Source organism: Pseudoramibacter porci (genome assembly GCF_009696145.1).
In the GTDB taxonomy this organism is placed as follows: domain Bacteria; phylum Bacillota; class Clostridia; order Eubacteriales; family Eubacteriaceae; genus Pseudoramibacter; species Pseudoramibacter porci.
Genome location: NZ_VUMO01000014.1, coordinates 1 through 20948, shown reverse-complemented (window position 1 = coordinate 20948; position 20948 = coordinate 1). Strand labels below are relative to the sequence as shown.

The window sequence follows — 20948 nt, the reverse complement described above, 5'->3', positions numbered from 1 at the left end:
TTCCGCGATCATTCGGCCTGTTTCTTGACCTGTGCCGCGTAATAAGGCACGGCGACAAAGAGAATCCCGCCGATCATGTTGCCCAGGGTCACGGTCAATAGGTTGTACACATACCCGCCGAGGCTTACGGCCTGCCCTGCAGGGTCAAGTAGCGCGGCGGTCAGCTGTGTCATATTGGCGATGCTGTGTTCGAAGCCGCAGGCGACAAAGGCGAACAAGCACCACCAGACCATAATCAGCTTGGCGGCTTCGCTTTTCAGCTTCGTGCTGCACCAGATTGCGAGACACACGAGGATATTGCAGAGAATCCCGCGGATCATCAGGGGCACGAAGGGCGCGCTCATCTTTCCGGCCGAGGCGGTGGCTAAAAATGTCGCCGTTGCCGGGGTCACCAATCCTGAAAAATGGAACAATAAGGCCAGCACGACGGAGCCGATTAAATTCCCGATCCAGCAGACGATCCAAAGTGAAACGGCGTCGCCCAAGGTGATTTTCTTTTTCAGCACGCCGCTGGTCATGACCAAATTATTGCCGGTGAAGAGCTCCGCGCCGGCCATGACGACAAGGCTCAGCGCAATCCCGAACGAGACGCCCATCACGATTTTGGTGTATGGGGCGCCGCCGAGCAGGCCCCCTTCCACATTAATCAGCAAATTTCCGAATCCAATGTACATCCCGGCGAGGGCGCTCAACAGCAGATAGCCGAAGGGATTGGATTTTAACATCTTGCTTTTGCCAACCGCTGCGTTTGAGAGGGCTTCGTATTCTTGTCCAAACATCTTCCTACTCCTTTATCAAATTTTTTAGTGCTTATCCTATACCGAAAAGCAATAACAGCAGAACACCATCGGCGCTGCTTTGACATTTAACGGATAAAATTGGTGTGATGGGCGTGGGGCGTGTCGGGCAGGCCGTGGGCCGCCTTGCCGTCGGCGATGCATTGCATCAAAAAGGCCATGTTCTTCGCCATGTTCCGGATGGTTTCGACCCCTTCCTCGTCGGCGTAGACGTCGTCGGCGGTGTAGCCGTGGACGTCGTTCCAATAGGTGGACGGGACAGTAGGCATGCCGCTGATGCCGAAGAACTGGTTCATCTGTTCGAAGACCGCGCTGTTGCCGGTGCGCCGGCAAGAGACGATAGACGCGCCGACCTTCATGTGCAGATCGAGGTGGCAGCTGTAAAACAGCCGCTGGAGAAAGGCGAGCACCGTGCCGTTGGGCGTGCCGAAGTAAACCGGCGTGCCGAGGATGACGCCGTCGGCGGCTGCCAGTTTCGGCGCCGTCGCGTTGACGATGTCGTCGAAGACGCATCGGCCGGTGGTTTTGCATTTGCGGCAGCCGATGCACCCGCGGATCGCTTGGTTGCCGACGATGAGCTCTTCGGCTGCGATCCCGCGGTGCGCCAGCTCCTCCTTGGCAATGGTCATGGCCGTGTGAATGCAGCCCTTGGGATCCGGACTGCCGTTGATCATGAGGACGTTCATTTGTTTTTCTCTCCGTCTTTTATTTGCAACTCAGCCGCGGTCCAAAAAGGCTTCGATTTCGGCGATGGCCGCGTCAATTTTGGGCATTGCGCCGGCGTCGGAAAGGTGCGCGTCCGGGCGGTCGGCGGGAATGTCCGCCAGCATGGTCCAAGTTTGGCGGAAGAGCTTGTCCTCCGGCGCGTCGCTGGCCGGTCCGCCGGCGAGACAATCCCGGCTGAAATGGGTAGCGCCGTCGCGGATCGGCTGAATCCAATAAGTTTGGAAGTCCGCAGCGAGCGGGTCCGCCGTCCGAATATTGCGAAGGGCGATGAGCAGATCCTCGAGGGTGTAAAAATAGCGCCCGAGGATTTGCAACTCGCGCCCGTCAGTCACGTTCGCGTCGATTAACGCTTTATACGTCGTTTCGTACCGGGCGATCGCCCGCATGTCCTTCAATCGGATTTGATTTGCTTTCATAATATTCTCCTAAATTCAATCGTTTTCATACGTCCAGTTTATCATAATGACGGGCCTCCGGCAACGAAAGGAAAGAGGAAAATTTAGGCCGCTCTTTAGTTTTGCGCGTCCATCGATTCCTGGATTTCCCCGGCCAGCTCAAAGCCCTTCTTCGCGAGGAGAACGGCGATGAATTCGTTGATGATCGCGGCGGCGGCGATGGTCCCCTGGACGATGTGAACGAGATCGGGCCGGGCGGCGAGGGTCGTGCAGATGATCCCGGTGAAAATCAGCGACACCCCGGAGTGGGGCAGCAGGGTCAGGCCCAGATCTTTCTGGACGGTTTTGGGCATGTGGGTCGCCGTGGCGCCGAAGCGGGCGCCAAAATATTTACCCAGCCCCCGGAAGATAATGTACACTGCGGTGTAGACCCCGGCGCCGAGGACCAGATGATAGTTTAACGGCGCGCCGAGGGCCACGATGGCGCCGAGGAGCGAAATCATCAGAAAGGGTTGAAAGGCGGCGACGACGCGGTTCAGCTTATCCTCGGGGAGCATGTTGGCGAACACGGCGGAGTAGGCGACGCCCATCAGCGTGTAGTTCAAATTGAGACCCGGCAGCAGAAAATGGTTGCACACCCAGCCGAGAGCCGTCGTCGCACCGATGGTCGCGAAAAGGGCCGCCAAAATCGCGGGATGGCTTTTGCAGCGCCCCAGCCACTTCCCGGCGATAAGTCCCGGGACGATGCCGAGGAGAATCGGCAGGACAATCATGACCGGCACGGTCCACAGGCTCATGGTGGCGGCGGACATCTGGCGGGCGATGAGCGCGTTGACGGTGAAGAAGACGGCGATGCCGACAATGTCGTCGAGCACGGCCATCGGCAGCAAGGTGTCAGTCACCGGGCCGCGGGTGTGGTATTCCTGGGTGATGGACAGCGCCGGGGCCGGCGCGGTGGCCAGGGCGATGCCGCCGAAGGCGAAGGCGAGCCAGACCGGGATGCCCTGAAAGGCGAAGATCACCGCGAAGGCGGCCGACACGACGAGAAAGGTCCCGAGAGACTGGGTCAGGGTCGTGGTGATCAGGGCCCGGCCGTACACCTTGAGCTTCTGCCAGACGAGCTCCGTGCCGAGCATGAGGCCGACGGCGACGCTGAGGACGTCTTGAACGAGATTGTAGCCGGCGCTTTCGAGCAGGCGGTTCGGCATCAGCGCAAGTCCGTGGGGCCCGAGGAGCATCCCGCCGATGAGCCAGCCGAGAATGGCCGGCATGCGGATTTTAGTCATGCCTTTTCCCAAAAGCCACGCGCCAATAAGCGCGGCGATCCAGCGCAGAACGAGCATATCAGTCTCCTTTCTCTACGATGCCGAAGAGCATCATCTCAATCCACTGCCGTCCTTCTCTTTCGTGACGGTCGAGCTTTTCCTCAAAATTTTCATCCCGGCAGTCCCGCTGACGAAAGGCCATGTGGTAGCCGTTCACGACGGCCTCGCTAAAGGTGTAGGCCATGTCCTCGGAGATGCCTGGGCGCAGACGTTGGCGCGCCAGGAGCTTTTTAAACTCCCGGCGGTTTAAATCGTCGAGGGGCTTTTTGAGCGCTGCGATTGGCCCCCGCAGATGTTCCGGGGGATTGACCGCCGCCTCGAAGAAAATCCGGCCCTCCGCGTCGTGGGTTTTGAAAAAATGCTGCCGGGCGGTGTAGTAGGGGACACCCGTTTTGTCCATATCCGTCTCGATCGCCTCGGCCATGTCAGCGAAGCTCTTTTCGACGCAGGCCAGATAGAGATCGTCCTTGTTTTTAAAGTGGTGATAAATCAGGCCTTTGTTGATCCCGGCATCGCAGATGGCGTTGATGCGCCCGCCGCGGTAGCCGTTTTGGCCAAATTCTGCAATCCCGGCTTGAAGAATCCTGTCGATCGTCAGCCGGGTTTTTTCTGCTTGTTTCACTGTACGCGCCTCCTTAATGAGGACAGTATAGCATAAATTGACCGGATGGTCAATTTATAGACACCTTCGCGGGATTGATTTCGTTTAAACTTGAAATATGATAAAATAATAACAGTACAATGTATGGCGATATCAGGAGGAGGTGGCAGCGGTGATTCTGGACAAAAAGCAGATGAGCGAGGAAGATATCAAATTGAATTACATCACGCCGGCTTTGAACAACAAGGGATGGCGAAATGGCGAAAACATCACGATGGAAACGCAGATCACGGACGGGCGGATCAATCTCAAGGGCAATCTGGCCTACCGGGAAAAGCCGAAGCGGGTGGACTACCTGCTTTATATCAATAAATATCATCCGATCGCGGTGGTCGAGGCGAAGGACAACAACCACACCCCGTCCTTCGGAATTCAGCAGGCCAAGACTTACGCGCAGATGCTGGATCTGCCTTACGCTTACAGCACCAACGGCGACATGTTCCACGAGTTCAATTTTTTGACCGGTCAGGAGCGGACGTTCCCGATGAACGCCTTCCCGACGGTGGCGACCATGCTCGCGCGTTACAACGCGGAAAAAAAGCTGACCGATGCGGAGAAAAAGCTGATCGATCAACCCTATTACTCGAGCCAGAACAGTTATCCGCCGAGGTATTACCAGCGCAACGCTGTGAATCGGACCCTCGACGCGATCGCCCGGGGACAGGACCGGATTCTCCTCGTGATGGCCACAGGCACTGGCAAAACCTACACGGCTTTTCAGATTGTCTACCGGCTTTTGGCCAGCGGTGTGAAGCACAAGGTGCTCTACCTTGCGGACCGCAACAACTTAATCGATCAGTCCATTCAGCAGGACTTCGCCCCGTTGGAAAAAGTTATCCATCGGGTTAACTACGCGAAGGACCGAAAGGACACGATCACGTCCTATCAGGTGTATTTCGCGCTGTATCAGCAGCTTATCGGCGACAACGACGCGGCGCATTACAGTGAGCTGTTCGATTCGGACTTCTTCGATTTGATCATTGTCGACGAATGTCACCGCGGCTCGGCCAAGGCGGACAGCCGATGGCGGCGCATCCTCGATTATTTTTCAGGCGCTACCCAGATCGGGATGACAGCGACGCCTAAGGAGACCAAATACGTCTCGAATATTTCTTATTTTGGCGAGCCGGTTTATCAATACAGCTTGAAGGCCGGCATTGACGACGGCTTTCTTGCGCCTTTCCGGGTCGTCGGGGTGACGCTGAACATCAGCGACGGCTGGCGCCCGCGCAAGGGCCAGCGGGATCAATTCGGCAATGTGATTGAGGATCGCATCTACAACAACACCGATTACGACTACAACATCGTGCTCGAAGACCGGACCCGGGAGGTCGCGGCGCGTATCACCGCGTACCTCAAGGCGACAGGCCGAATGCAGAAGACGATTGTGTTCTGCCCGACTGAGGACGCGGCGGAGCGCATGCGGATCGCCCTTGTCAATCTGAACGCGGACATGGTGCGGGAAAATCCGGATTACGTCGTGCGGATCACCAGCAGCGACGTCTACGGTAAGAGCAAGCTTAAATACTTCACCTCGGTGTCCAGTCGCTATCCCGTCATTGCGACGACTTCGGAGATGCTCTCCACCGGAACGGACTGCAAGTTGGTTAAGCTGATCGCCATCGACAAGAACGTCAATTCGATGACGCAATTCAAGCAGATGATCGGCCGGGGCACCCGGGTGCGCGAGGATCAGGGCAAGCTCAGCTTCGTGGTCATGGATTTCAGGCAGGTCGCGCGGCTCTTTGCCGACCCGGATTGGGACGGACCGATTGAAATCGACGATGACTTTAAGCCCGGACCGAAACCCGAGCCGGAACCCGGTCCGGGACCGGGGCCTGGCCCTGAGCCGAGAGAGCCGATCCCCTACGTGGGCGAAGATGGCTGCTCGGTTCAAGTGCTTCAGGAGGTCGTTTCGGTCTACGACACCGATGGCAAGCTGCTGCGCCAGGAAAACATCATCGACTACACGCGCCGGAACATCCGCGGCGCGTACGCTGATTTGCGCGCCTTTGTGAACCAATGGTCCCAGACGGAAAAGAAGGCGGCCATTGCCGAGACCCTGGCCGGGCGCGGCATCGACCTCGAACAGATCAAACGGGATCAGGGCATGGATGACGTGGACGATTTTGACTTTATCATCCACGTGGCTTACGACGGGAAGCCCTTGACCCGGCGCGAACGGGCGGAGAACGTGAAGAAGCGGGATTTCCTGCACCGCTACAGCGGCGTGGCCAGGGAGGTAATCGAGGCCCTTCTCGACAAGTACGCCGACGACGGCATCGCGGAAATTGAAAAGACGGAAATCCTGAAATTGGACCCCTTTAGGAAAATCGGCAAGCCTGCCCGTATTGCCAAGCTGTTCGGCGGCCGGAAGGGGTATCTGCAGGCGCTGAAGGATTTGGAAAATGAAATTTACAGAATAGGATAAATATTGGTGAGTGATTTAGGAAGTTTTGTAAAACGGCTGCGCGACATCATGCGCAACGACGCTGGGATCAACGGCGACGCCCAGCGCATCGAGCAGATCGCGTGGCTGCTGTTTTTAAAAGTGTACGACGCCCAGGAAGAGGACTGGGAATTTGACGACGACGATTACGAGTCGATCATTCCCGAGGACTGCCGCTGGCGAAACTGGGCGGCGGACGACGGCAAGGGACATGGAATGACGGGCGACGCCCTGCTCGATTTTGTGAACAACCGGCTGTTCCCAGCGCTGAAGGGGCTGGACGTCGATGCGGATACCGAGGTCCGAAAGGCGATTGTGAAATCGACCTTTGAGGACGCGAACCAGTATATGAAGGACGGCGTGCTGCTCCGGCAGGTGGTGAACGTGATCGACGGGGTCGATTTCGGCGACTACGAAGAAAGCCACGCCTTCGGCGACATTTACGAAAGCATTTTGAAGGAGCTGCAGAGCGCGGGATCGGCTGGAGAATTCTACACGCCCCGGGCGGTGACGGATTTCATGGCTGAGCGGATTCATCCCAAAATCGGCGAGACCATGGCGGATTTCGCCTGCGGCACAGGCGGGTTTATCGTCAGCTGGCTGAAGCAGCTGGCGCTGCAGGTGCGCACGACGGCGGACGAAACGGCAGTGAACCGCTCGATCTATGGAATTGAAAAGAAGCAGTTCCCGTACATGCTCTGTGTGACGAACATGCTCCTCCACGGCGTCGAGGTGCCGCAGATCGTTCACGGCAACGCGCTGTTGAAGGATGTGCTGGACTACACGGAGAAGGACCAGTTCGACGTGATTCTCATGAATCCGCCCTACGGCGGGTCGGAAAAGGCGAGTGTGAAGAGCCATTTCCCGTCGGATTTGGCGAGCTCGGAAACGGCGGATCTGTTCATGTCGGTGATCATGTACCGGCTGAAAGCAAACGGGCGCGCGACGGTGATTCTGCCCGATGGGTTCCTCTTTGGGACGGACAACACGAAGGCGGCGATCAAGAAAAAGCTGCTCTCGGCATTCAACCTGCACACGGTGGTGCGGATGCCGAGCAGTGTCTTTGCGCCGTACACGTCAATTACGACGAATATTTTGTTTTTCGACCGGACGGGCCCGACGCAGGCGACGTGGTTTTACCGGCTCGACATGCCGGAGGGCTACAAGCATTTTTCGAAGACGAAGCCGATGAGATCCGAACACTTTGACCCGGTTCGGGCCTGGTGGGATGATCGGCACGTTATCGCAGACGACGAGACTGAGACCTTTAAATCCCAACGTTACACCGCGGAAGATATCGCAGAAAATGGGTACAATCTCGATCTTTGCGGCTACCCTCACGAGGAGGAAGAGATTTTGCCGCCGCTGGAACTCATTCACGAATATCAGGAAAAGCGGGCGAGTCTGAACGCGGAAATCGACCGCGTCCTCGACGCCATTGTGGCGCAACTGCCCCATGGAGACGACCAAGATGCGTAAGATGACACCCCAGCAGCTCAAAAACAGCATCCTCCAGATGGCCATGCAGGGCAAACTCGTCGAACAGCGCCCGGAAGAAGGCACCGGGGAAGCACTGTATCAAGAGATTCAGGCCGAAAAGAAAAAACTCATCAAGGCAGGCAAGATCAAAAAATCGAAAAAACTGCCGGAAATTACGGAAGAAGAAATTCCGTTTGAGATTCCGGAGAGTTGGAAGTGGGTGAGATTGGGAGAAATATTAAATACTTTAAATGATGGTGCGCATAAAACACCCAGATATACCCCAAATGGAGTCCCTTTCATTTCTGTGAAGAATATGAGTAGTGGAAAACTAAAGTTTGAAAATTGTAAATTTGTCTCAAAAGAAGAACATGAAATTTTGAGAAAAAGATGTCATCCGGAGTTTGGAGATATTTTATTATCAAAAGTAGGTACAACTGGGGTCCCTACAATTGTCGATACAGAAAGAGAATTTGATCTTTTTGTAAGTGTAGCTCTATTAAAGTTTGATAAATTATTGATAGACAATCAATTTTTAACCTATGAAATTCAATCTCCGTTAGTGCAAGAACAAGCAAAAGAAAATACACGAGGAGTTGGAAATAAAAACTGGGTAATTAGAGATATTTCTAAAACGATTATAGTTTTACCCCCCTTACCCGAACAAAACCGCATTGTCGCCAAACTCGAAGAAATTCAGCCGCTTCTCGACCGCTACGAAAAAGCCTACAACCGTCTCGAAGCCTACAACCAGAAATTCCCCGAAAATCTGAAGAAGTCGATTTTGCAGTACGCGATCGAGGGCAAGCTCGTCGAACAGCGCCCGGAAGAAGGCACCGGGGAAGCACTGTACCAAGAGATTCAGGCCGAAAAGAAAAAACTCATCCAAGCAGGCAAGATCAAGAAATCGAAAAAGCTGCCGGAAATTACGGAAGAAGAAATTCCCTTTGAGATTCCGGAAAGTTGGAAGTGGGTATATTACTCAGATATTTGTACAATTATTAACGGTGACAGAGGTAAAAATTATCCTGCAAAGTCGACTTTAACACATTCCGGTATTCCCTTTATTAGTGCGGTTAATATTAATGGAGAAACAGTCGTAGAAGATGATAAATTATTATGCCTTTCTGATGAACAGTATGAAAGATTAAATAGCGGAAAATTAAGAAAAGATGATATTATCGTTTGTATTAGAGGCTCCCTAGGAAAACATGGAAGATATCCGTTTGAAAAAGGTGCGATTGCGTCATCGTTAGTAATATGCAGACTATTTATTTTTAATACGGTTATGATCAAATATATGATGCTTTTTTTAGATAGTCCATTATTCTTTGATCAAATAAAAAAATATGATAATGGAACTGCACAACCAAATTTGTCTGCTAAAAGCTTGCATCAATTTTTAATTCCCCTTCCACCATTAGAAGAACAAAAGCGCATTGTTGCGAAGATTGAAGAGCTGATGGCGATGGTGGAGAAGTGCAAAGAGGCTGAAAATTAAGGATAAGAAACAGAAAAGAGAGGCAAAGAGATAAAAGAGTATGAAAAGGCACTTAAAGCCAGTGAACAGGACTTAGTAATAAAAGATGGACTCACGTTAATAGGAATTGTTAATTTATTAGAGATCGATGACCAAAGTAAAAAAGCATTGAGTAGCATGAGTTCACCACTAATTCTTTTTTGGGCACTATACTATAATTCGTTGAAAGAATTATGTAAAAACTCAATATACAGAGACGATGATGACGATGATATTGAAAAATTAATTACCCAAATTCGGAACGGTATAAAATTATTATCAAAAAAATTCACAAAAATAGAAAATAAAATTTCTCAAATTGATGAAGACGCAACGTATTTTTTTGAAAATGAAATAGAACAATTTCCTAATGAAAATTCTACGACAAGTAACAATCTTGGAATCTGGTTTGATGAAAATAAGCACATTATTTTTTGTTCCTATTCTCTTTATTATTTTATGAAAAATGATAAAGATCTTCCAAATACATTAGGATTTAGATTATCCAACGGCGCGATAAAAATGATGGAATTATTAGGTGCTGAAGGAAATACTGAATTGGATGAGTATTTACAAAGATCAATAAATATTGCCTATTCTTTTTCGAACTTTAATTATTTAGATGTTAATACGAATGATCAAGATATATTTGTGAACCCCGTTAATAAAGACATAAATTTAATAGTGCTGATAATAACGTCATATATAGGATTTGTTCAGCATGAACTATCCTCAATGTTGATATGGAAATGTCCATATTTAACACGAATAAGATACATTACTATGTATTATTCACGTTTAGGAATGATAAAAATTAGAAATTATTTCCATAATTTAAATAAAAAAAGTTTTAATGAAGAAATTGCTGAACTTGAACAGGATCTAACTAAATTCATAAAAAAGGGAGAAAATTTAATTTCATCAGAATTTCGAAGCTGTATGATGCATTATGGTTTTATTGATAAAAAAACAAACAAACCAGCCATTAAACCAGAATATTTTTGTAAAACAAAGCCGCTCTATGGGCTTGTCGAAAGCTGTTTTCACGGAGAATCTTTTGAAGAATATACAATAGATTTGTCGAGGTATTTAGATGAAATAGAAACTTATTTGCTTTCCTGGTTTAATATCGATGAATCAAAATTGAAAATGCTGAAAATTCAAGAATAAGGAGCCCACATGCACAAGGGATCAAAAATCAGTCCACTACTAACACTGGATTACATCCAACATGAGGATGAAAACAAATACTTTGATCGGAAATCCGCACAGTTTCGTGTAAAAGATCTCGCTCCGCTGATCTCAGCCTTTGCAAATGCGGACGGCGGGACGATCGTCCTTGGGATCAGCGACAAGAAAAGAAAACTTGAGGGTGTGAACAGTGTCGGTGAGGACAAGATCAACAATTTTATCAACGCACCAAAAGATCTCTGCAAGCCTATGCCAAAATACCGGGAGGAATTCATCGAGATTGAAAACGACAAGGGCGAATCGGATCGGCTGCTGCTTTTACACATCTTCAGCAGCGTTGATCAGATTATTCGTACTGTCGATGACCGGACATTTCTACGCATTGGCGACAAGAAAAAGGAAATACTCGGTGAAAATCTCCGCAATTTGGAATACGCAAAAAACGCGATTCACTATGAGGATGGAATTAACCAATACGCCCAAATTGAAGATTTGGATGAAGACCTGCTTCGGGAATATCAGAAACGTATCGAGGCAGAGGACGTATCGATTGAGCAGATGCTTTCGGCTAGAGGGTTTCTCGTCATGCGGGACGGTGAAAAACATCTGACTAACGCGGCGGTGCTTTTGTTCGCTAAAAACGTGCGCCAGTTTTATCCAAACTGTCGAATCCGATTTATTCGTTACGACGGCACATCGGCTAAAGTCGGTACGCGGATGAATATTATCAAGGATCACAACATCGAATATCCGATTCTAAAAATCATCGATAAATCCAAGGAATACTTGGCTACGCAGTTTCGAGAATTCACTGCGTTGAACCCAGAAACCGGTTTGTTTGAAACGGTGCCAGAGTATCCGGAATTCGCGTGGCAGGAAGGGATTGTTAACGCTGTGACACACCGGGAATACGCGATGATGGGCAATTACATCCTGGTGACGATGTATGATGACAGACTGGAAATCGAAAGCCCTGGTAAGTTGCCGAATGTCGTTACGGTTGAGAATATTCGCGAGACGCGGTTCTCTCGCAATCCGACGATCTCCCGTGTGTTGACAGAGATGGGCTGGGTTCGGGAACTCAACGAAGGTGTTAAGCGGATTTACGCAGATATGAAGGGCTTCTTTCTTGATCAACCGGAATACAGTGAACCGAATTTCAGTGTGAAATTGACGTTGAAAAATAATATCGAGGTGCGCAAGACAAGACAGAACGAGCACGCATTGCAAAATTTAGGTGAAGCGTTGTGGCATGATCTTGATGATTTAGAACGGCAGATTGTTGCATATATGACAAGCCACGGTGGGGCAAGTCGTACGGATTTAGAGAAACATCTTGGTAAATCAAATAGAACGGTTATTAAAAGAATTAATCATTTAATGCAATTAGGCGTAATTAAAGCAAGGGGAGATAAACACGATCCAAAAAGATCCTATGAAATGATATTTAAAGAGAATAAGTATCAAGTAGGTATCAAGTAAGTATCAAGTTAACGCGCGGCATTGTGAGGTTAATTTGGCATTTAAACCGTTGAATCTGTATAAATGGGATGTTTTGGCAAACTCTGAGTCTAGTATTAGGTATCAAGTAGATACACAGCTTAGTGGAACAAAATTAATACGAAAATCGCTAAAACTCGCATAAAATAGGGCGTTATGAAGATGTTTCAGGTATTAAGGGTAAGTATTAAGTAGGTATCAAGTTAATAGGTGTGTTCTCTACGAAGGGAAATCCAGAAGGGTTGCAGCGCGGTTTCAAAAAAGACGGAGGAAGAAAAAGATGGCAAGCTACGAAGCTTTTAAAGAATGTCTGCTCGAAGATCCGCAGGTTAAAGCGGCATACGATGCGCTTCAGCCTGAATTCGACAGAATCCAGGCGGCGATCGACGCGGAAAAAAGCCAGCGCCAGGAACAAAAAGAAACGTCAATTGAAAATGTACCTAAAAAATAAAAAAGAAGCACCGCTGAAAGGCGGCTCTTCCGAAAAACAGAACCCACCGGAGGAGCCGGTGGGTTCTGTGAAAGTTAAGACTTATTGATTTGGGAGTTCAATGCAACGTTTCGTTTAATGTCTTCCGAGGGTCCAGACGTTTTTCGGGGTGCGGTAGAGGCGTTTGAACGCCGATTCGCCTGCGCCGAGTGCGCGTCTTACATCTTCCGGATGACCGTATAAACGTTTTAATGCTTCTCTCTTCATGATTATACCTTCTTTCGGTTTTTAGGTTTTCACCCGAAAACATGATTTATTGTTTATGCCTAAAGTATAGAGCGGTATGCCGACGCCATCCTTGATTTGAATCAAGTTACACAAAATTTTTTTCATCAATTTACTATTTTCAATATTCAACACAAAGCATGCTCTTCTAATTTTATGGCTTCAATGCGATAAAATGCCAAACACTGCAATAGAAATGGTCCAAATACTACAACAAAAAACGTCCAAACACTTCAATGAATAAACGCCAAATGCTATACTAAAAGTAGTCCAAATACTATAATGGAGCATGAAAAATGAAAGCATATATGCCAAGAATGGCGGATCGTATTTTAACGGAAAGGCTCGAATCAAAAGGAGCTGTTTTGATCGAAGGTCCCAAATGGTGTGGCAAAACGACAACAGGTAAACAATTTGCAAAAAGTGTACTTGAGATGGATCGTCCGGACCAGACAAGACAATATCAGGAGATGGCGGCACTCAATCCGACGTTGTTATTAAAAGGCGAAGTGCCGCGTCTGATTGATGAATGGCAGCTCGCGCCGAATCTTTGGAATGCGGTTCGATACGAAGTCGATCGACGGTATGATTTCGGTCAGTTTATTTTGACAGGATCGGCCGTGCCGGTGGAGTTGGATGCATCGGCACACACGGGAACGGGACGCATCGCAAGGATGAAAATGCGTCCAATGAGTTTGTATGAATCCGGTGATTCTAATGGACAAGTATCGTTAAAAGATTTATTTGATGGAAAAGATATTGCAGGCATGGACGATCATACCATTGAAGATATCGCCTTTGAAATCTGTCGCGGCGGATGGCCAAGAGCGATTGGCGAAAAAGAGAAGATCGCGTTAAGGCAGGCCATTGATTATTACGATGCGGTCGTTTCTAACGACATCCGCCGCGTCGATGGGACCGCTCGCGATACGGAGCGGTCGAAGCGGTTACTGCGATCTTATGCTAGAAATATTGCCTCACAGGCGTCACTTGAGACCATTCGTCAAGATATAATTGCGAATGATACAGCAGAAAGCTTTAGTGCGACGACGCTGTATGACTATATCAACGCATTAAAAAAGATTTTTGTTATTGAAGATTCTCCAGCATGGAATCCAAATTTGCGCTCAAAAACAGCTATTCGTTCAAAGGATACACGTTATTTCGTCGATCCGTCGATTGCCACGGCAGCGCTGGGACTTGGTCCCAATGACTTGCTCAATGATTTAAACACGATGGGGCTAATCTTCGAAAATCTCTGTATTCGGGACTTGCGCGTATATGCGGATGTCTTAGACGGCAGTATCTATCACTATCGCGATAAAACGAATCTCGAATGTGATGCGGTCATGCATTTGCGAAGCGGTGCGTATGGTCTGATCGAGGTTAAGCTTGGAGGAGACCCGTATATAGAAGAAGGAGCTCAAAATCTGATCGCCTTAGCAAATAAAATCGATACATCAAAAATGAAGGTGCCGTCGTTTTTAATGGTGTTGTGCGGTGTTGCCCCCTTTGCCTACAAACGGGAAGATGGTGTGTGTGTCGTGCCAATTTCCTGTTTGAAGCCTTGATGAACAGAGAGATGCTGATGAACGTCGAATGGATTACGCAACTGCAAATGGTTGTAGATTATTTTCAAAAATTATTCAATCAATAATCGTTGAGAAGACGAAATGATCTTCAAGCAATTTTTTAAGTAACTTTCGAAAAACGAAAAGAACTTTTTGAAAAGTATGAAAAACGTGCACTTTAAGTGCGCTCCAGCCTGAATTCGACAGAATTCAAGCGGCGCTTGACACGGAAACAGACCCCACCGGCTTTGCCGGTGGGGTCTGTGAAAGTTAAGACTTATTGATTTAGGAGTTCAATTTAACCGTTTCGTTTAATGCCTTCCGAGGGTCCAGACATTTTTCGGCGTACGGTATAAGCGCTTGAACGAAGATTCGCTGACACCAAGGACGCGTCTGACATCTTCTGGATGGCCATATAAACGTTTTAATGCTTCTCTCTTCATGATTATACCTTCTTTCAGTTTTTAGGTTTTTACCCGAAAACAGGATTTATTGTTGATGCCTAAAGTATAGAGCGAGAAGCTGACGCGATCCTTGATTTGAATCAAGTAATTAAAATATTTTTACATCATTTTTGGGTTTCTCTATATTTTTTGCGAAAAAAGCCCGTGGTGGTTGCAATACCAGTAGAGCACGCCGTGCCCGCGGGTGAAGAACCGCGCCTCGGCCGCGCCCTCGGGGTAGAGTCGGACGAATTCGAACCGGCCGCCGTTGAGATAAGCGATGAAGGTGAGGTGGTGGGTTTTGGTCATCGGGTGGTCGACTGCAACGTGCAGCTCGTCATCGATTTTGGTGCAGACTGCGGCGTGGTCGGGGTCCGCCGCTTCGGCGTCGAGGGGCGGCAGGGTGATCCCGCAGCACGAGATCATGGCCGAGCCGGTGGCGTAAAGCACGTTGCCGCAAATCGGGCAGACGTAGAGGTGGGAGCGCAGCAGATTGGCCGCGCGGTTGGTGTTGATAATCTCCTCGCCGGAGAGCAGCTCCGGCATCGAGACGCCGAGCACCTGAGCCAGCGGCTCAATGAGAGAAATATCGGGGAAGCCCTTGCCGGTTTCCCATTTCGAGACGGTTTTATCGCTGATGGCCAGTTTTTCGCCCAGACGGGACTGAGTCAAGCCTTGTTTTTCGCGGAGCCGTTTGATGGTGGCCCCGGTGACGTAATTGTTCATATCGGTGTCCTCCTGTTTTGGATGACAAAAGGATAGCACGGCGGGCGCCGACAGACAACCTACGGAGCGTAGAGCGGCGATCTTAGAGTCTCACAAATGCGAATTTATATTGCGATTATCGATGCCATATGACATAATAGGATTAAATGTTATAACCCATTGATCTCTTTAGGGATTTTGGTCTGCAGCCGGTCCATCGTCAGGGGAGCGTGCGGCGGCGCGGGGGATCATGGGGATCGGTATCGACGCATAAAACGTGAGGGGAAATCAATGTTAGGACAATGGTTGGCGGCCTATTGGTCGAGAAATTACACTGACGTGGTGCAGGGGGTGGTCTTCGCGTGGGTCACGCTCCGGCTGGTGTTTCAGCGCGCGGACACGAAGACAAAGGTGCAGAAGTTCATCCTGTCCTTCCTGGTGTCGTACAATACGGCGCAGATGCTCTCGGGGCTTTTGTATTTCGGGATCGTCAGCCATGTGCACGCCGCGGGCACCCTTTTGGATTTTCTGATCGCGACGGGCTGTCTGCTGCTGCCGGTTTTCTTCCTGATGGGCCTGTACCGGGAAATCGTCGGCGTTCAGGGGCCGGCCCCGGCGTTTATCTATACCTTGTTTTTCAACGCCAACTGCCTCGCGATGCTCATCGCCATGACGACGCTGCAGCGCCTGCTGATCACGGTGGGCTTAAGCTTGGCGCTGGTCTTTTGCTTTAGAAAAGAAATCCGCTATATCCTTTTCGAAAAATCAGTGCTGCGGATGGATCGGCGCTTCCACGGCACCGCCATGGCCTTCATGATGTTGATCGGAGCGGAGGCGGAGCTGCCGCGCATCGTGCTCAACGGCGGCGCAGACACCGTCGGCAATCAATTAGCTTACGCGGTGGCGATCACGGGGGGCCTGCTCGTGATTCTCTTCCTCATTTTCATGAAGTTCAATTTTTTCGCGATCATGAAATACGAAAATTACATCCGCGCCCACGATGACGACACGGTGACCGGTGCCAAAAGCTTGAGCTATCTGCTGGAACACGGCGGCGTCATGATTCGCCAGGTTCGGGCGAATGGACCGGCGCTGGCCGTATTCTATTCCGATATCGCCAACTTCCGCGACGTAAACATCCTTCACGGCTACGACGCCGGGACGGTCATTTTGCACCAGACGGCGGAACTGCTGACGCAGACCTTCCCGGACGGGATTGTCGCGCGGATCTCCGGCACCCATTTTGTCGGGATCGTGCCGGTTCATCAGGCCGAAGAAAAGTTCGCGCAGGTCGCAGAAAAGGTCGAAGCCCTCAGTTTAGATGAGACCCTGATGTTTCGCGTAGGCCTCTGCCCGGTGAAGGATTGGGATCAGCCGGCCGGGGATACAACCCACTACAGCCAGCTGACGACCCTCATCGATTTGGCCGCGGTCGCCACCCGCCATTTAAACGGCACTCGAAAGGCCGTACAGTTTTACGACGACGCCATGCGTCAGAATGAAGCGATCCGTCTCCACGTTCTGGCCCACGTGGACAAGGCCGTCGAGGATGGCTGGCTGCAGGTCTATTATCAGCCCCTTGTCGACATCAAGCGCAAAGCAGTCGCCAGCTACGAGGCTTTGTCGCGGTGGAGCGATCCCCAGTACGGCTTCCTCACGCCCGACCAATTCGTCGAGCCGCTGGAAAGGGTCCGAATGATTTACAAGATCGATCTCAACGTGCTGCGCCGATACGGCCAGCTGGTCCGGGATTGGCAGGCGGCCGGACGGACGGTGCTGCCCATCAGCTTCAACATCTCCCGGACCGATTTAGAGGCCGGCATCGATTTGTTCGGCGAAATCGAGGCCATCATCCGCGAAGAGCAGATCCCCAAAAAGCTGGTCCACGTGGAAATCACAGAGACCGCCCTCAACGGCGATTCGGCCGTCATGCAGCGGGCCGTCCGCCGCTTCCACGACATGGGGCTGGAGGTCTGGATGGACGATTTCGGCTCCGGGTACTCGTCCCTCAACGTCTTGAAGGATTACCAATTTGACGTCATCAAAATCGATATGGTCTTCATGGGGAAATTCGACGAACGGTCCAAGACGATCGTGCGCGACGTCTGCCGGATGGCGGCCGATCTGGGCATTCGGACCGTGGCCGAGGGCGTTGAAACCGCAGAACACTACGCCTTTCTTAAGGAAGTCGGCTGCACCTACGCCCAGGGCTATCTCTTCAGCAAACCCGTTCCGCCCGATCAGATCCCGGAGGAGGGGTTTCAATTTTAAAGCGGCGCCCCGCTTGATTTATGCAGCCAACAAAAAAGCATCGCACGCCAACGTGCGATGCTTTTTTTGTTGTGAGCATATGGGTGAAAAGGCCGTGTTATTTTGCCGCGGCGTCCGAGATGTGCACACGGCCGTCGGGATCGATCGCGACGCCCCAGCTCTGGCTGCGGGCGGCGATTTTGTCCAGCACGCGCGCGCCTTCGCGGCCGGTCAGCACCCGGGGCTGGAAATCGTTGGAGCCCGTGTGGCCGGAAATGGCGCAGGGCAGCACCTTGGCGTTGTCCGTGGCGGTGAGCTTGCCGTCTTCGAAGTGGAAGGTCAGCTGAAAGATCATCGAATCCTTGTCAGCCGGATTGGAATTGCCGCCGAAACAGAAATTGCCGAGACTGTAGACGATGTAGCGCCCCTTGTATTTTTCGATGCCCTGCACCACGTGGGGGTGGGAGCCGAGGACGAGGTCGGCGCCGTGGTCGATCGCCGATTTGGCCAGCGCCGTTTCGTAGGCTTCCGGCATCGGGTTGCGCTCGATGCCCCAGTGGTAGTACACGACAATCGCGTCAGGCTTCTGTTTTTTGGCGCGGGCAATGTGTTTCGTCAGTGTCGCCTCGCTGGGGTCGTCCAGCCCGTTGAGGCCGATCAATGCAAATTTTTCGCCTTTGACGCGCGGATAAGCGATGGTGTCGTAGCCGAAGTAGGGGATGCCGGCGTTGTCCAGGGCTGCCTGGGTGTCGGTAAAACCGGTCTCGCCGAAATCGTGGGAATGGTTGTTGGCGAGGGTCACGGCATCGACGCGGCCGTGCTTTAAGATTGCGGTGTAAGCCGCCGGCCCTTTAAAGGTGAACGTCTTGACGGCGCGGTCGGTCGAAGTCGTCAGGGCGCCCTCGAGGTTGGCGATGGTCAGATCGTCGGCGCCGAACACGTCGCGGACCTGATCGAGAAAGTAAGCGGCGCCGCGGCGCTGGTAAACGCTGTTGAAGGCGGTGCTGTACCGGGAATCGACGCCGAGGGTGCAGTCCCCGGCGGCAGATAAGGTCACGTCGGCGGCAGGTTTTGCCGCGGCAGCCTTTTTAACGGTTTTGGCAGGCGCTTTTGAAGACGTTTGTTGGCCGCAGCCGCACAGCGCGGCGAGACACAAAACGGCGCACACATAGAGCAGAACACGGCGAAAAGATCGAAGAGACATCACACACCCTCCTTTAAAATAAATGTAATCTATTAATAACTTTAGATGATATCATTTATCGGGAGAGGGTGCAAGCTGGATCGCGCGACAGGCGATTAAAAAATCACACACAAAATCAGCGTGACGATGGCCAGGCCGCCCTGCTTGAAAAGAATCGACGGGCTGCTGGTTAAGCTGCCGTAGAGGGCGACGAGAACGATGGTGCCCATGAGCAGCATGACGGCGATTTTGCTCGCGAAAACCAGCGCGGCCAAGAGCACCAGCACGCCGATGAGCCCGTTATAAATCCCCTGGTTTTTAAACAAGGTCTGCACCGACGGGCGGGCGAGCTCCGCCTTGTCCATGCCGAAAACCCGGGCCGTGGTGTCCGACGTTGTCGCGAAAGTTTCAAGGTAAAGAATGTAGAAAAATTCGAGCGCCACCAGAACAGACAAAATTTTAATTGGCAGAATCATAGCATAAGCCTCCTTTGATGCGATCCATGAGATCGTTGAATTGGCTTTTAATCTAGACGAAAACGGGCGAAAAGTCAAGACGATTGGCGGCGGGCGGTGTGCAGAGAAAAAGAGGGCATTTTATCAAAGCTTTACACAGATTTAAGGCGACCTTGGTTTATTGCCTTTTTCCTTATTCCAAATCCAGGCGCAGGCTTGGATTTTTTTGTGGTTGAAATAAAAAAGATGATCGCCAATGGTTAAGCGGTCATCTTTTGATAAACGGCGTCGTCATCAGCCCTGCAGCATTTTGTAAAGCTTAGCCGGATTTTTTTCGTACTTCCAGAGCTTCGGGTTGTCTTCCAGCTGATCCCGGACGTGGTGCGCGGCGAGGAAGTCGTCGATTTCAGCGTTAGGCCACGCCATTTCGGCCTTCAGGTAATGGGAGAGGGCGCGGATGGCCGCGTTAGATTTTTCCTGAGCGAGGTAGCCCTTGGCGTCGGCTTCGTTCAAGTTCCAGAACTGCCCGAGCACTCGGACCATGTCGGCGTTGTCGGCGCCCACTTCCAGCAGACATTGAATGGCGCGCGCCAGCCCGTCCTTGAGCCCTTGTTCCTTGCCTTCTTCGAGGCCCTGCTGATAGCCTTCGTCGTTGAAGCGGTGGTGCAGCTCTTCTTTGCCGGAGTCGATGCCTTCTTTGACAAATTGGCCGCCCTTAGAAGCGAGGTCGCTGCCCTTTTCCAGTAATTTTTTCCATCGATCGGTTGCCATGATGATGCTCCCTTCATCAGTTGATTTTAGATTATTGAATCAGTGTAGCAGGCAAATCAAAAATTAAACTTAAAGTACAATTAAAGAAAAAAGATTAAACTAATCAAAGACTTTATGAAAGACGGAGGTAGAATCATGGACGATTTTATGACATTAGCGAAAGCGCGGTATTCCGTGCGCAAATATAAAGACACCCCGATCGAAGACGACAAGCTCGACAAAATCATCGAAGCGGGCATCATCGCACCGACAGCCCACAACGAACAGCCGTGGCGGTGCTACGTGCTCAAAAGCCCGGAAGCGCTGGAAAAAATAAACGGCCTGACCCGCTGCGCCTTCCACGCGCCGGTGGTGCTGATGTTCACCTACAATAAGGATGAACAGTGGAAAAATCCGCTGGAAGAAGGCGTCACCGCCGGACAGGAAGACGTCAGCATCGTCGCGACCCACATGATGCTCGAAGCCTGGGAATTGGGCATCGGCTCCTGCTGGGTCAACTTTTTCCCCAATACCCAGACCGAAAAGGCTTTTAACCTGCCGGAAAACGAACGGGTCGTGCTGCTCATGCCCATGGGCTACGCCCAGGACGGCGTCCACGCGGCACACCTGCACAACGAAAACCGCTCGAGAGACGAATTGGTCAAGGAACTTTAATGCAGCGGAATCGCACCTGCCGAAAGGCAGGTTTTTAGTACCATATAAGTGTAGCAAGACAGAGAAGAAATTCTCATCCTGCTGCACTTATTTTTATATAATAGGGGAAGCAGCTGGCCTGACGTGCGGGTTTTTGGGTCATTGCATCCGACATAAAAA

General features: G+C 50.9%; 21 protein-coding genes. 10 read left to right on the top strand and 11 right to left on the bottom strand.

Annotation, left to right across the window (positions count from 1 at the left end):
* Positions 1–8 precede the first annotated feature (8 nt).
* The 5 genes from FYJ52_RS08975 to FYJ52_RS08955 form a co-directional block, all read right to left on the bottom strand.
* Positions 9–779: a formate/nitrite transporter family protein gene (locus tag FYJ52_RS08975; RefSeq protein ID WP_154576886.1), complete on the bottom strand. Its 771-nt coding sequence runs from the start codon at positions 777–779 to the stop codon at positions 9–11.
* Between the two features lie 86 nt (positions 780–865).
* Positions 866–1483: a flavodoxin family protein gene (locus FYJ52_RS08970; RefSeq protein WP_154576885.1), complete on the bottom strand. Its 618-nt coding sequence runs from the start codon at positions 1481–1483 to the stop codon at positions 866–868.
* A 30-nt stretch (positions 1484–1513) separates the two neighbouring features.
* Complete coding sequence (locus FYJ52_RS08965; protein ID WP_154576884.1) at positions 1514–1939, bottom strand: hypothetical protein; 426 nt, start codon at positions 1937–1939, stop codon at positions 1514–1516.
* A 95-nt stretch (positions 1940–2034) separates the two neighbouring features.
* On the bottom strand, positions 2035–3261 hold the full coding sequence (locus FYJ52_RS08960; protein WP_154576883.1) for a cation:proton antiporter: 1227 nt from the start codon (positions 3259–3261) through the stop codon (positions 2035–2037).
* Between the two features lies 1 nt (position 3262).
* Complete coding sequence (locus tag FYJ52_RS08955) at positions 3263–3865, bottom strand: TetR/AcrR family transcriptional regulator (RefSeq protein ID WP_154576882.1); 603 nt, start codon at positions 3863–3865, stop codon at positions 3263–3265.
* Between the two features lie 172 nt (positions 3866–4037).
* On the opposite strand from FYJ52_RS08955, the gene hsdR reads away from it, so the two are divergent.
* From hsdR to FYJ52_RS08925, 6 genes are all read left to right on the top strand, one after another.
* A complete protein-coding gene (hsdR, locus tag FYJ52_RS08950; RefSeq protein ID WP_154576901.1) occupies positions 4038–6335 on the top strand; it encodes an EcoAI/FtnUII family type I restriction enzme subunit R in 2298 nt (765 codons plus the stop codon).
* Positions 6336–6341: 6 nt separating this feature from the next.
* The gene (locus FYJ52_RS08945) at positions 6342–7832 is read left to right on the top strand and encodes a type I restriction-modification system subunit M (protein WP_328598797.1); all 1491 of its coding nucleotides are present in this window, start codon (positions 6342–6344) and stop codon (positions 7830–7832) included.
* Positions 7825–9333, top strand: a complete 1509-nt coding sequence (locus FYJ52_RS08940) for a restriction endonuclease subunit S (protein WP_205960821.1) — start codon at positions 7825–7827, stop codon at positions 9331–9333. Before FYJ52_RS08945 ends, FYJ52_RS08940 begins: the two co-directional genes overlap by 8 nt.
* Positions 9334–9489: 156 nt before the next feature.
* Entirely contained in the window at positions 9490–10521 is a 1032-nt protein-coding gene (locus tag FYJ52_RS08935; protein ID WP_154576879.1) for a hypothetical protein, read from the top strand.
* 9 nt (positions 10522–10530) lie between these two features.
* A complete protein-coding gene (locus FYJ52_RS08930) occupies positions 10531–12024 on the top strand; it encodes an ATP-binding protein (protein ID WP_154576878.1) in 1494 nt (497 codons plus the stop codon).
* Positions 12025–12322: 298 nt separating this feature from the next.
* The gene (locus FYJ52_RS08925; protein WP_154576877.1) at positions 12323–12493 is read left to right on the top strand and encodes a hypothetical protein; all 171 of its coding nucleotides are present in this window, start codon (positions 12323–12325) and stop codon (positions 12491–12493) included.
* A gap of 114 nt (positions 12494–12607) precedes the next feature.
* Here FYJ52_RS08925 and FYJ52_RS10265 read toward each other — a convergent pair whose 3' ends face one another.
* The gene (locus tag FYJ52_RS10265; protein ID WP_268892597.1) at positions 12608–12739 is read right to left on the bottom strand and encodes a hypothetical protein; all 132 of its coding nucleotides are present in this window, start codon (positions 12737–12739) and stop codon (positions 12608–12610) included.
* A 314-nt stretch (positions 12740–13053) separates the two neighbouring features.
* Between FYJ52_RS10265 and FYJ52_RS08920 the strand changes: the two genes are divergently transcribed.
* Positions 13054–14328: an ATP-binding protein gene (locus FYJ52_RS08920; RefSeq protein WP_154576876.1), complete on the top strand. Its 1275-nt coding sequence runs from the start codon at positions 13054–13056 to the stop codon at positions 14326–14328.
* 311 nt (positions 14329–14639) lie between these two features.
* Here the strand turns inward: FYJ52_RS08920 and FYJ52_RS10260 are convergent, their stop codons facing one another.
* Together FYJ52_RS10260 and FYJ52_RS08915 are read right to left on the bottom strand one after the other, a co-directional pair.
* Positions 14640–14771, bottom strand: a complete 132-nt coding sequence (locus FYJ52_RS10260; RefSeq protein WP_268892596.1) for a hypothetical protein — start codon at positions 14769–14771, stop codon at positions 14640–14642.
* A gap of 141 nt (positions 14772–14912) precedes the next feature.
* Positions 14913–15497, bottom strand: a complete 585-nt coding sequence (locus tag FYJ52_RS08915; protein ID WP_154576875.1) for a helix-turn-helix domain-containing protein — start codon at positions 15495–15497, stop codon at positions 14913–14915.
* A 270-nt stretch (positions 15498–15767) separates the two neighbouring features.
* On the opposite strand from FYJ52_RS08915, the gene FYJ52_RS08910 reads away from it, so the two are divergent.
* Positions 15768–17747 (top strand): bifunctional diguanylate cyclase/phosphodiesterase, encoded by a 1980-nt coding sequence (locus FYJ52_RS08910; RefSeq protein WP_154576874.1) that lies wholly within the window; start codon positions 15768–15770, stop codon positions 17745–17747.
* 97 nt (positions 17748–17844) lie between these two features.
* On the opposite strand, the gene FYJ52_RS08905 is transcribed toward FYJ52_RS08910, so the two are convergent.
* On the bottom strand, positions 17845–18930 hold the full coding sequence (locus FYJ52_RS08905; RefSeq protein WP_154576873.1) for a CapA family protein: 1086 nt from the start codon (positions 18928–18930) through the stop codon (positions 17845–17847).
* A gap of 95 nt (positions 18931–19025) precedes the next feature.
* Positions 19026–19385 (bottom strand): DUF1304 domain-containing protein, encoded by a 360-nt coding sequence (locus FYJ52_RS08900; RefSeq protein ID WP_154576872.1) that lies wholly within the window; start codon positions 19383–19385, stop codon positions 19026–19028.
* A 96-nt stretch (positions 19386–19481) separates the two neighbouring features.
* On the opposite strand from FYJ52_RS08900, the gene FYJ52_RS08895 reads away from it, so the two are divergent.
* Positions 19482–19628, top strand: a complete 147-nt coding sequence (locus FYJ52_RS08895; RefSeq protein WP_154576871.1) for a hypothetical protein — start codon at positions 19482–19484, stop codon at positions 19626–19628.
* Between the two features lie 30 nt (positions 19629–19658).
* On the opposite strand, the gene FYJ52_RS08890 is transcribed toward FYJ52_RS08895, so the two are convergent.
* Entirely contained in the window at positions 19659–20135 is a 477-nt protein-coding gene (locus FYJ52_RS08890; protein ID WP_154576870.1) for a hypothetical protein, read from the bottom strand.
* Between the two features lie 135 nt (positions 20136–20270).
* Between FYJ52_RS08890 and FYJ52_RS08885 the strand changes: the two genes are divergently transcribed.
* Positions 20271–20789 carry a nitroreductase family protein gene (locus tag FYJ52_RS08885; protein WP_154576869.1) on the top strand — a complete coding sequence of 173 codons (519 nt, stop codon included), beginning with the start codon at positions 20271–20273 and terminating at the stop codon, positions 20787–20789.
* Positions 20790–20948: the final 159 nt, after the last annotated feature.

Coding starts and splice junctions, on each gene's coding strand:
- FYJ52_RS08975 (WP_154576886.1), bottom strand. CDS start 779: ATGTTTGGACAAGAATACGAAGCCCTCTCAAACGCAGCGGTTGGCAAA.
- FYJ52_RS08970 (WP_154576885.1), bottom strand. CDS start 1,483: ATGAACGTCCTCATGATCAACGGCAGTCCGGATCCCAAGGGCTGCATT.
- FYJ52_RS08965 (WP_154576884.1), bottom strand. CDS start 1,939: ATGAAAGCAAATCAAATCCGATTGAAGGACATGCGGGCGATCGCCCGG.
- FYJ52_RS08960 (WP_154576883.1), bottom strand. CDS start 3,261: ATGCTCGTTCTGCGCTGGATCGCCGCGCTTATTGGCGCGTGGCTTTTG.
- hsdR (WP_154576901.1), top strand. CDS start 4,038: ATGAGCGAGGAAGATATCAAATTGAATTACATCACGCCGGCTTTGAAC.
- FYJ52_RS08940 (WP_205960821.1), top strand. CDS start 7,825: ATGCGTAAGATGACACCCCAGCAGCTCAAAAACAGCATCCTCCAGATG.
- FYJ52_RS08935 (WP_154576879.1), top strand. CDS start 9,490: ATGAGTTCACCACTAATTCTTTTTTGGGCACTATACTATAATTCGTTG.
- FYJ52_RS08930 (WP_154576878.1), top strand. CDS start 10,531: ATGCACAAGGGATCAAAAATCAGTCCACTACTAACACTGGATTACATC.
- FYJ52_RS08925 (WP_154576877.1), top strand. CDS start 12,323: ATGGCAAGCTACGAAGCTTTTAAAGAATGTCTGCTCGAAGATCCGCAG.
- FYJ52_RS10265 (WP_268892597.1), bottom strand. CDS start 12,739: ATGAAGAGAGAAGCATTAAAACGTTTATACGGTCATCCGGAAGATGTA.
- FYJ52_RS08920 (WP_154576876.1), top strand. CDS start 13,054: ATGAAAGCATATATGCCAAGAATGGCGGATCGTATTTTAACGGAAAGG.
- FYJ52_RS10260 (WP_268892596.1), bottom strand. CDS start 14,771: ATGAAGAGAGAAGCATTAAAACGTTTATATGGCCATCCAGAAGATGTC.
- FYJ52_RS08915 (WP_154576875.1), bottom strand. CDS start 15,497: ATGAACAATTACGTCACCGGGGCCACCATCAAACGGCTCCGCGAAAAA.
- FYJ52_RS08910 (WP_154576874.1), top strand. CDS start 15,768: ATGTTAGGACAATGGTTGGCGGCCTATTGGTCGAGAAATTACACTGAC.
- FYJ52_RS08905 (WP_154576873.1), bottom strand. CDS start 18,930: ATGTCTCTTCGATCTTTTCGCCGTGTTCTGCTCTATGTGTGCGCCGTT.
- FYJ52_RS08900 (WP_154576872.1), bottom strand. CDS start 19,385: ATGATTCTGCCAATTAAAATTTTGTCTGTTCTGGTGGCGCTCGAATTT.
- FYJ52_RS08890 (WP_154576870.1), bottom strand. CDS start 20,135: ATGGCAACCGATCGATGGAAAAAATTACTGGAAAAGGGCAGCGACCTC.
- FYJ52_RS08885 (WP_154576869.1), top strand. CDS start 20,271: ATGGACGATTTTATGACATTAGCGAAAGCGCGGTATTCCGTGCGCAAA.